12 protein-coding genes and 1 pseudogene are annotated in these 10,354 nt (G+C 57.8%); 5 read left to right on the plus strand and 8 right to left on the minus strand.

What is annotated here, in order from left to right; genetic code table 11:
- Positions 1 to 84 precede the first annotated feature (84 nt).
- Positions 85 to 1,851 (minus strand): PQQ-dependent methanol/ethanol family dehydrogenase, encoded by a 1,767-nt coding sequence (locus ACR0L1_RS22775; RefSeq protein ID WP_170775724.1) that lies wholly within the window; start codon positions 1,849 to 1,851, stop codon positions 85 to 87.
- A gap of 174 nt (positions 1,852 to 2,025) precedes the next feature.
- Here ACR0L1_RS22775 and ACR0L1_RS22780 point away from each other — a divergent pair, with 174 nt between their 5' ends.
- Positions 2,026 to 2,580, plus strand: a complete 555-nt coding sequence (locus tag ACR0L1_RS22780) for a hypothetical protein (protein WP_480860922.1) — start codon at positions 2,026 to 2,028, stop codon at positions 2,578 to 2,580.
- A gap of 2 nt (positions 2,581 to 2,582) precedes the next feature.
- On the opposite strand, the gene ACR0L1_RS22785 is transcribed toward ACR0L1_RS22780, so the two are convergent.
- The 7 genes from ACR0L1_RS22785 to ACR0L1_RS22815 form a co-directional block, all read right to left on the minus strand.
- Positions 2,583 to 2,978 (minus strand): c-type cytochrome, encoded by a 396-nt coding sequence (locus tag ACR0L1_RS22785; RefSeq protein ID WP_480860924.1) that lies wholly within the window; start codon positions 2,976 to 2,978, stop codon positions 2,583 to 2,585.
- 123 nt (positions 2,979 to 3,101) lie between these two features.
- Entirely contained in the window at positions 3,102 to 3,641 is a 540-nt protein-coding gene (locus ACR0L1_RS22790) for an SEL1-like repeat protein (protein ID WP_174819528.1), read from the minus strand.
- Positions 3,642 to 3,716: 75 nt separating this feature from the next.
- Entirely contained in the window at positions 3,717 to 4,508 is a 792-nt protein-coding gene (locus tag ACR0L1_RS22795) for an ABC transporter permease (RefSeq protein WP_480860926.1), read from the minus strand.
- A complete protein-coding gene (locus ACR0L1_RS22800; protein ID WP_170785525.1) occupies positions 4,505 to 5,224 on the minus strand; it encodes an ATP-binding cassette domain-containing protein in 720 nt (239 codons plus the stop codon). The genes ACR0L1_RS22795 and ACR0L1_RS22800 overlap by 4 nt, the downstream gene beginning before the upstream one ends.
- Positions 5,221 to 5,667 (minus strand): hypothetical protein, encoded by a 447-nt coding sequence (locus ACR0L1_RS22805; protein WP_480860927.1) that lies wholly within the window; start codon positions 5,665 to 5,667, stop codon positions 5,221 to 5,223. The genes ACR0L1_RS22800 and ACR0L1_RS22805 overlap by 4 nt, the downstream gene beginning before the upstream one ends.
- Positions 5,668 to 5,691: 24 nt before the next feature.
- Complete coding sequence (locus tag ACR0L1_RS22810; protein ID WP_480860929.1) at positions 5,692 to 6,654, minus strand: YVTN family beta-propeller repeat protein; 963 nt, start codon at positions 6,652 to 6,654, stop codon at positions 5,692 to 5,694.
- 5 nt (positions 6,655 to 6,659) lie between these two features.
- On the minus strand, positions 6,660 to 7,826 hold the full coding sequence (locus ACR0L1_RS22815) for an ABC transporter substrate-binding protein (protein WP_480860931.1): 1,167 nt from the start codon (positions 7,824 to 7,826) through the stop codon (positions 6,660 to 6,662).
- 158 nt (positions 7,827 to 7,984) lie between these two features.
- Here ACR0L1_RS22815 and pedF point away from each other — a divergent pair, with 158 nt between their 5' ends.
- The 4 genes and pseudogenes from pedF to ACR0L1_RS22835 all read left to right on the plus strand — a co-directional run.
- Complete coding sequence (gene pedF, locus ACR0L1_RS22820; protein ID WP_170791700.1) at positions 7,985 to 8,665, plus strand: cytochrome c-550 PedF; 681 nt, start codon at positions 7,985 to 7,987, stop codon at positions 8,663 to 8,665.
- Between the two features lie 18 nt (positions 8,666 to 8,683).
- Positions 8,684 to 9,580 (plus strand): transporter substrate-binding domain-containing protein, encoded by an 897-nt coding sequence (locus ACR0L1_RS22825; RefSeq protein WP_170791701.1) that lies wholly within the window; start codon positions 8,684 to 8,686, stop codon positions 9,578 to 9,580.
- A gap of 71 nt (positions 9,581 to 9,651) precedes the next feature.
- A complete protein-coding gene (locus tag ACR0L1_RS22830; protein ID WP_480860933.1) occupies positions 9,652 to 10,227 on the plus strand; it encodes an SRPBCC family protein in 576 nt (191 codons plus the stop codon).
- Between the two features lie 24 nt (positions 10,228 to 10,251).
- Positions 10,252 to 10,354, plus strand: a pseudogene (locus ACR0L1_RS22835) ((2Fe-2S)-binding protein); the annotation flags it as partial.

Genomic DNA, 10,354 nt, shown 5'->3' on the forward strand with positions numbered 1-10,354 from the left:
ATGGAATGCCGCAAACTGGCGAAAAGTCGTATAAGAAAACGCGCGCCCGTTTGGGGCGCGCGCTTGGATCGAAAGACCCTTGTATCAGTTTGCCGAGGCCAGCTCTTTCGGCAGACGGAAGGTCCACAAAGTGCCACCCTGGTTCAGGTAGTTGACCTTTTTGGCCACTTCACCACCCCAAAGCGGAACCGCGCCGCCCCAACCCGAGATGACCGAGACATATTGCTCGCCATCCTGTTCCCAAGTTACAGGCTGACCGACGATGCCCGAACCGGTCTGGAACGACCATAGCTTTTCGCCGGTTTCATCATCCAAAGCAATGAACTCGCCCTCGGGTGTGCCGAAGAACACCAGACCACCAGCAGTGGTCATCACGCCCGACCAAAGCGGCGCGTCGTTCTTGTATTCCCACTTCCATTCGCCGGTATCCGGGTCAATGGCCTTGAGCGAGCCGATATGGTCTTCGTAGTTCGGCTTGATGGTAAAGCCCGCGCCCAGATAGGCGGCACCTTTCTTGTAGGTGATCGGCTCGTTCCAGATATCCATGCCCCATTCGTTGGAAGGCACATAGAAATTGCCGGTTTTCTGCGAAAACGCCATCGGCATCCAGTTCTTGCCACCCAGGAACGAGGGCGAAGCAAAGATCACTTCACCTTTCTTACCATCGGCTGCCGCTGCAGGATCACCGGGGCGGTTATCTTCGACAAAGATCGGACGACCGGTTTCATCCACCCCGGAGGACCATGTGATATCCTTGACGAAGGGCGTGGCAGATACGAACCCGCCATCTTCACGGTTCAGCACATAGAAGTACCCGTTGCGGTCGGCGGTTGCATAGCGCTGATTGCCCTCGCGGTCGGTATAGGCGACGACTTCGTTTACGCCGTCATAATCCCAGCCTTCGCGCGGCGTGGTCTGGAAGTGCCACTTGATGTCGCCAGTTTTGGGGTCGATCCCGATGCGGCTGGCGGCATAGAGGTTGTCGCCCTTGTTGCCTTCGGTCGGGGTCCCTGCATTGCGCAACCAGCTGTTCCAGGGGGCCGGGTTGCCCGCGCCGAAGACCAACGTGTCGGTGTCGGCATCGTACGAGCCGCCCAGCCACGTCGCGCCGCCGCCGGTTTTCCACATGTCGCCAGGCCAGGTTGCGTTCAGCTCACCTGTCATGGTGCTTTCTTCGCCGTTCAGCGTGCCCATATGGCCTTCGATCACCGGCCGTTCCCAGACTAGGTCGCCGGTATTGACGTCCCGCGCCTGAACCGCGCCAACGATGCCGAACTCACCACCCGAATTGCCGGTGATCACCAGCCCGTCGACGATCAGTGGAGCCGCTGTATAGGAATAGCCCGCTTTGTAGTCGGCGATCTTGTCGCGCCAGACAACATCGCCCGTGTCCTTGTTCAGCGCCACGATCCGTGCGTCCAGCGTGCCAAAGATGACCATGTCGCCATAGATGGCCGCACCACGGTTGACCACGTCACAGCAGGGCAGAATGCCTTCGGGCAGACGCGCGTCGTATTGCCAGACTTCTTTACCGGTCTTCAGATCAATCGCATAGAGGCGCGAGTAGGATCCGGTGATATACATCATACCGTCGTAGATCAGCGGCTGGGTTTCCTGACCGCGCTGCTTTTCACCGCCAAGACTGAAGGCCCAGGCGGGCAGCAGGTTATCGACGTTGTCCTTGTTCAGCATGTCCAGCGGGCTGTAGCGCTGCAAGTGCCGCCCCATGCCATTGGTCACGATCTGCGTGGTGATCGTTTGGTCGTTCGCCAGATCGTCTTCGGTAACTTCTGCATAGGCCGCGCCCGTTGCAATCACACTTGCAACTGCCGCCATGATAAACCGGCTCATCGGTGTCCTCCCTAGACTTATGTCTTTCCTCCGTGCCGAATCTCCGACACGTCGGGATTGTTGGCGAGAGTATTATTCGCGGGAGAGTCCTTCGGTGAAATTGCACAATGGTCGTAGGGCTTGAGCGGACGATTTCAACTAGTGTGACCCAACTTTTTCTGAAGGGAGGATACAATGCGACGGCTTTTTTCAAGCATTTTGCTGCTTGGCCTTGCTTCGGCCCTACCTTCGGTGGCCAAACCGTTAACCGGGCAGAAAGAGATTTTTCTCGTTGATGATGCTGGGCATAGAATACTGATAGGGTACGTAAAATTCTCGCCAAATGGCGAGACAACGATCTACGATCTCGAATTCAATGACGAGGTGTTTTCCGAACATTTCTTGTCAATGCGCCCGTTTAAGTGCTTGGAAGGCCCGGACAAACACTGGTGCCATGTCCCCTACCCCTACGAGTTGCAGCGGTATGTTTCCGCAGAGGATCTGACCGATCTGGAATATGATCTTTTGTTCATCCATAAGGGCGCGACCGAATACGGTATCAACATGTGGAACGGCATTTACTACCGCTTGAACGCGGACGGCGACCATCTTGTTGGGCAATTGCACGAAATGGACATGGACGTGTTGTCTGCACCGCCCGAGGCCGGGAACCTCAGACCGATAAAGCATGATGACATCCACGAATCCGACCCTGACAGCCACTGGTTGCCAGGTATCGTGATTGAATAGGCTTATTGCGCGGAAAGGCTGCTCAGGTAAGCCAGAATAAAATCCTGAATCGTTCGGTCTTCGATACCCACATGGCGCATCTTGGTGCCGGGCATGAAACCGTCATTGTCCTCCATCCATGCGCGCAGTGCTGCGGGCGTCCAGACGATACCGGAACCTGCAAGCGCGTCTGAATAGTCATAGCCGTCAACGGTTCCTGCCTTGCGCCCTACGATCCCGTCCAACTGAGGCCCATAGCTTGGATCCGTGGCATCCGGCGCGTGACAACGTCGACATTCCGAGAAAAACAGATCTTCACCGGCGTCAACCTTGATGCGGTCGAAGGTGGATTGAGCCAGCGCGGGTTGGGCCGAGATGGCGTAAGCGACGAGGCCAAGTGACAAGGCGAGGTGTTTCATAGGGTCCTCCAAACGTTTTTCGAATGATACGAATTCCGCTGGGGGCAAGGGCTTGACGTACATCAAGAAACTGAAGGCGCACCCTCATCCTTTGGTCGTAGAAATGTGGGGATATTGCGCTTTTCAGAACAGGGGCGCGTATTTCCATTCATCCGCGTCGGGTGTGACCTCGTTCGGATCATAGCCCGATTCTTGCAGCCGTTTGGCGATTTTCAGCCCTTCCCGCGCGGCTTCATCGACATAGGCGCGTCCCAGTTCCTGATTCTGCGCCACACCGTGCCCGCGCAGCAGGTTGAGGCCATAGTTGAACTTTCCAACCGGATCGCCCAGATCGGCGGCGCGTTTGTCCCATGCGGCGGCTGCGTCCGGGTCATAGGGACCCGCTAGACCGTTATTGTCCAACTGACCCATCCATGTCATGGCTCCGGTATAGCCCGCCTCGGCGCAGGTTCTGAACAAAGTACGCGCCAGATCATGCCGCCCTGACTTGGTCATGTAGTAGCCCGACGCGCAGGTGGTCATGTCGGTGATACCGTTGTCGATATTGCTCATGACCTTGCCCCATCCTGTGTCCTGCGGGTTGAGCGTGCCGAACTCATCCTCGACCGTTTGGGCCGAGGCGGCGGACGCTATGAACAGGGACAGTGCAGCGATACGGATCATGGTCGAGCCCTCTGGTTTTGGGGTAGTCTACCTCAACACTCGCGCGATTTCACGTCTGCCATGGTCGTAGAGGCTCTACCCGCGGGGTTTCTTCACTCCCCGCGCCGGATCATATCCCCGAAGCGCAAGTCCCAGGAAAATAAACCCGGCTAGAATCGTCCATCCGAGGGCTGCGGCGTTGAATTGCCCGTAGAGCGCAAAACGGATCAACTCGACCGCGTGGGTGAAAGGGTTGAACGCGCAGATATCGCGCAACAGGGCCGAGCTTTCGGCCATCTTCCACAGCGGGTAAAGCGCCGAGGACAGGAAGAACATCGGGAAGATGACAAAGTTCATAACCCCCGCGAAATTTTCAAGCTGCTTGATGGCCGAGGACAGCGCCAACCCCAACGCGCCGAGCATCAGCCCCGCCACGATCAGTGCCGGGAACACCAGCAGATAACCAATGATTGGCATATCGATGCCGTAAACCGCGGCGACCGCAAGAAAGGTATAGACCTGCAGGATCGAGATCGTCGTGCTGGCCAGCAAGCGGCAAAACAAAAGCCACCAGCGGGGCAAAGGGCTGGTCAGCAGCAAGCGCATGGAGCCCATCTCGCGGTCATAGACAAGACTGAGAGAGCTTTGCATCCCGTTGAACAGCATGATCATACCGCACAGGCCGGGCACGATGTAAATCTCATATGTGATATAGGTCTGATAGGGTGGCGTGATAGACAGGCCCAATGCCGCGCGAAATCCGGCGGCAAAGACAATCAGCCAGACCAGAGGGCGCACCAGCGCGGCGACAAATCGGCCGCGCTGACGAACAAAGCGTAGTGCCTCGCGTATCAGAATGGCGCGCAGGGCAATCAGCGTGCCGGTCATGCCGTGGCCCCTGTCATGGACAGAAAGACGTGTTGCAAAGGTTGTCCGCTGGTCAGGTCGCTGCACAGTTCCTGTTTCAGCAGCTTGCCACGATGAAGGATGGCGACGTGGTCATCCGGCTCGATCTCGTCGGTCAAATGCGTCGCCCAGAGCACGGTCAGCCCGTCCTGCTGCGACAGCGCATGGACATGCTGCGTGATGGCTTTTCGGGCGGCCGCATCCAGTCCAACAGTTGGCTCGTCCAGCAGAAGAACCGAGGGGGAATGGATTAGGCTGCGTGCGATTTCCAGCCTTCGACGGTGCCCGCCATTCAGGTCGCGGGTGCGTTCGGCCGCGCGTTCGGCCATGTCCAGCCGGTCAAGCGCGGCTGAGATCCGCGTTTCGGCATCGCGCCCCGCCAACCCGTGCAAAGCGGCGAAATAACTGAGGTTGCGGTGCACCGTCAGATCCAGGTCCAACGTAGGTTGTTGAAACACCACGCCAATCTGAGCCAGCGCCTGACGGGGCTGTTTTGAGATGTCGAACCCTGCAACCTCGATCACGCCCTGCGCCGTGGTAAACAACCGTGTCAGAAGAGAAAACAGGGTCGACTTCCCTGCTCCGTTCGGTCCCAGCAACGCACAAAACGCGCCCTGGGGGACATGAAAGCTCACATCATCAAGCGCGCGTTTCTCGCCATAGGCGTAGCTGACATTTCGGACTGAAAGCCCTGTCACTGAATGGTAATCTCCAGCCGCTGTGTTTCGCCGGTGCTGCCCGGCACTTTCAGATAGTAGCTGCCCGGCTTGATCGCGACAAAGCCTATTTCCATCTCACCAGCTTCATCGAATTCGACCGAGTCCAGCCCCAGAGGGCGGATTTCCAGTCCTTCGACGACGATTTCATCAACCCAGATCGCGCGGAAGAATTCAGGACCAACCAAAGCCAGTTCCTGACTGCCATCGCCCTGAATCTCGAACTCGTAATACATGCCGGATTTCAGCACCCACGAGGCCTCGGCCAGAGGCACACCGGCGGACAGAGTGATCGGCGGCAGGTCTTCTTTGTTCTTCGCCGACAAAATTCCGGCCAGACCAAATCCGTCATCGTCATCATCGGCCAAAGCCGCAGCTGGCAAAGCCATAGCCATCATCGCGGCCACGCATATCACTTGCTTCATCTCTTAAGTCTCCTCGAAATTCTTTCAGTTGGTCGGACGGAAGGCCGCGCCCCAGGGGAAGCGTCCGACCTTGATTGTCTTGATGGGTTCGCGTTTCGCCACGTCGATCACGGTCACATCGCCGGATACGCCGTTTGTGGTGAACAGCAGCGATTTGTCGGCGTTGAAATCCATGTGCCAGACGCGACGCCCCACAAGGATGTAGTCTTCAACCTCATAGGTTTCGGCATTCACGGCCGCCACATGGTTCGACGGTCCCAGCGCGACAAAGGCGGTCTCATCCCCGTTGGACAGTTCAAACCCCACGGGTTGCACCCGGTCGGGGTGGACACCTTCGACCTCGAACTCGATCTTGGCCTTTTCGGTCTGTGTTTCCACGTCGAACACCGTGATGGTACCGCCGATTTCCGAGCTGACCCAAAGCTCGGTCCCATCCTTCAGGAATTCCGCGTGGCGCGGGCGGGAATCGACCAGAGTGTTGGCGAACAGCTCTTGCGTTTCGGTGTCGATCCAATGAGCCATGTTGGTGGTCTCGGACGTGGTGATGGCGATCTTGCCATCGGGGGACACAGCCATCCCTTCGGGCTCAATCCCGACGTCGATCTGAGCAATTACGGTGCGCGATTCCGTATCGACTACGGTGGTGATCGCGTCGTCTTCGTTAGCGATATAAAGATGGCGATCATTGGGGTGCAGCACAAATTGCTCGGGGTCCTCGCCCGAGGGCAGATCGTGTAGGATCTCGCCCGTTTCCGGGTCCATCACCTGCACCGCGTCGCTGTCCGAGGCGCAGATATACAGCACCGAGAAATCCTTGGAAAAGGTGATCCCGCGTGGGCGTTCGCCGGTTTCTATCGTACGGATCACCTCGAGCGTCTGGATGTCGATCACGCTCAGCGTGTCGTCCTTTTCATTGCTGATCCACATTTCGTCCGCGGCCGCCGGTGCGCAGAGGGCGGTCGCCGCCAGAAGTGCTGTCAATCTCATCCCAGTTACTCCCTGAATGCCTGACACTGGCTTTCGCCCTCGTCTAGTCCCAACGTGTCGAGTTCCGTGCGCTGGTGCAAGAACCCCTCCAGCGGCGCCATCGCAACGACGGCGCGGTCGGTGACCAATGGGATCGGTTGCCGCAACTGCCCGTTCCAGGACCGGAAATTCATCGCCCTGCCCTTGAACCCGGCCAGTTCGAAATCGTCCGACAGGATGTAGTCGAGCAAAACGGTCGGGTCACTGGATTGCGTGCGTGTCACTGCCTCGCCCAAAGTCCGGTAGGCGGCCCATGCTGCATAATCCTTTGGCATCATGCTGCGGCCGGTCTGTTCGGTGAACCGGTTTTGCATCTGGACCGCGCCCCATTGTTCCACCACACGCGACCACGTTACAGGTTGCAGTCCGTCGGACCCTGCCACGGGGCGGGCCTGCCATGTGTTGAATTCGATATACCGGCCGAAATCGTCCAATTCATCGGCGACCAGCAGGATGTCATAGTCACCGAATTCCTGTGTAAACAGCGGCACCTCTTGGGCGGCGTTGCGGCGCAGGTCGGCGTCGAATTCCCATGTCTTTTCGGCGCTCAGCTCCAGACGGAATTTTTCCAGCGAACGTTTGAGAGACTGTGCAAAGGCCTGATCACCGGGATGGACGCCGGTGATCATCACCAACTCGTCCCAGCGGCGTTTGACCAGAAATTGAACCAGCGCATCGGTGCGCATCATGTTCGACGGCAAAGTATGCAGCAGATTGGCGCGGCAATTCTGGTCTCGCACATTCAGATCAGACGCGGATGCGTTTAGCAGAATAGCGTTCGCCGCCTCAGGCAGGTCAGCAACGTCCAGTTGCGCTTGTGCAGGCGCATCGAGGATTAGAAAAGGGCTATCCGCCAAAGCCTGACGGGCTGCGGTCAGCCAATCGCCACTTTCGGGAACGGATGTGACGGACAGATTGTATTTGTGCCCCAGGAATTTCGCGGTTGTCAGATTATCGGTCAAGGCCAGCTCGGCCCCTGCCACGCCCAGATCGTCCGGAATCGGATCAAGGTTGGATAAAACCGGAGGCCGCGGTGCCTGCATCTGCAAATATGTGACCGAAACCTCAACCTCGGCAAAAGCTGCGACCGGCAGCAGAACCGAAGCGATCAAGGCGCGCAAATAGGTTTTCATGTCGACGCCTCCTCCCTAGCAATTTGATAAAATCTGCTCATCCCTTTCGGGACCATTAGACCTTAGTCGCAGCTACCCCCCAATGTGCAACCAAGGTCTAATTCCATGCTGAATTCTGCTAAGCTATGACCGGGGAAAGCGTCGTAGAGGAGGATAAGATGCGTCCAGGTTTTTATAGCGTAATGCTAGGCGCCGTCATGGCTGGCGGCATGGCGCTGGCCCATGGCGATGTCGCCCCGCAGCCCGTCAATACTGACGCTCTGCCCGATGTGGGCGATGAGTGGCTGATCGAGAACCCTTACCGCGACAAGGGAGAAGAGGTCTGGCAGGCGGCGATTGAAATTGGTGATTCCGGCTATAACCAGAACTGCGCGCGATGCCATGGTTTGGGTGTTGTCTCGGGCGGGTTGGCCCCTGATCTGAGGTATCTTGAGGCCGAAGAATATGGCGATGAATGGTATGCCGAGCGGTTCCGCGAAGGTTACACTCAGAACGGGATCACCAAGATGCCCGCCTTTGGCGAGCTTTTGGGCCAGAAGGCCGCGTGGGCCATCCGCACATATATAGAAACCCGTCCCGATGACGGGGCTTTGGACGATCATTCCGACCGGCTGAAGGAGATCCGTGATCTGCTGGCCGCGATGGCCAACGGCGGCGACGGAGACGCAGCCGCGCTACAATCTGAACTCAGCGAGATTGCGGGAACGATTGAGACCGGCTCGGGCGCGCCCGTGGCCGATAGCGTCGCCCTGCGCGCCGCTGTTTTGATTTCGGGGGACAGCCCGAACTTTGCCGAGGCAGCGGAACAGCTGACCATCGGCTTGTCTGCCGCGCAATAGATCGGCAGAGTGGGGCACATGATCGGACGCTTTTTTGTTTTCTCCCTGTTGGCTGCGGCCCTGACCACTGGGCAAGCAATGGCCAGGTGTGAAGATCATGTGCCCCAACCCAAACCGCAAAACGCCAGCCGTGACATCGTGGGAGCCGACCTCGATACCATTATCGAGCGCGGTTATATTGAGTTCGCAGCCTATGAGGATTTCGCCCCGTGGTCGTTCGAGGAAGACGGCAGGATTCAGGGCGTCGATATAGAAATCGGCAAGTTGATTGCCGAAGATCTGGGTGTCGAAGCTCGGTTCAATCTGGTCGCCGCAGGAGAAAATCTTGAAGCCGACCTACGCAACTGGGTCTGGAAAGGCCCTTTGATCAACGGACGTGTCGCCAATGTGATGCTACACGTCCCCTATGACAGTGAATTCGCCTGTCGGGTAGAACAAGTGGTTTTCACCGGTCAGTATCACGATGAAGAAATCGCGATTGCCTATCGCAAGGATGAATACCCCGAAGACCCGCCCGTTCCGGCCTATTTCCGCTTTGATACGGTCGCGGTGGAAAATGACTCGATTGCTGATTTCTACCTGTCTGCCTTTCCAGGCGGCCAGCTTGCGCAGAATGTGCACCGCTTTCCCACAGCGGGTCTTGCGATGGAGGCCTTGGCGGCAGGTGACACCATGGCGGCAATGGGCCCACGCGCTCAGCTCGAAGCCGGTTTGACGCCCGAATTGGATCTGCACACGCCGCCCTTGCCCGGTTTTGCCGTCAGCAGCTGGACCAGTGGCGTTGCGGTTCATTTCGCCTATCGCGGCCTCAGCTATGCAGTGGACGATGCGATTTATGCAGCACTTCAGGATGGCCGGATCGAGCAGATATTCGCCGCGTACGGCCTGACGCATGCACCGCCGAAACTGCGGTGACTACACCCAAGGTCTTATAGGCACCGGGCAGATCACCGCGTAGCTTAACCGAAAATACTGGAGGGAGTGACATGGAACTACATGACAGCCGCGTCATTGCGGCCCCACGTTCCAAAGTCTGGGAGGCACTGCTATCGGCCGACATTCTGAAAGAATGTGTCCCCGGCTGCAAAGAGATGTCGGGGACAGCCGAAAATGGGTTTGCCGCGACCGTGGTGCAGAAGGTCGGGCCCGTAAAGGCGACGTTCAAAGGTGAAGTGACCCTGTCGGACATGGTGGATCAGGAAAGCGTCAAGCTATCTGGGGAAGGCAAAGGCGGGGCCGCCGGGTTTGCCAAGGGTGCAGCAGAAGTCACCTTGTCGGATGCGCCGGAGGGGACGTTGCTGGCCTATAATGTCGATGCGCGCGTGGGCGGCAAGCTGGCTCAGCTAGGGGGGCGGGTCATTGATGGCGTGGCCAAGAAAATGGCCGACCAGTTCTTTGAGAATTTCCAGAATGTGGTCGAGGAAGACCCTCGGCCCGCGCCTGCCGAGGCTGCGCCCGAACCGGCCGCGGCCCCTGCTGAGCCAGAAACGTCGGTTGAGCCAGCACAGGCAGAGCCGCCGGAAGAGAAAAAAGGTTGGTTCAAGCGCCTGTTCGGTGGTTGACCCGAAAATTTAAGGGAGGAAAATCTGATGAAGATTTCGATGACTGTGAACGGCGTAGCTGTGAGCGGTGAAGTTGAGGGACGGACGTTATTGTCTGGCTTTTTGCGTGATCATTTGGGGATGACGG

This window comes from Ruegeria sp. J8 (assembly GCF_056531925.1).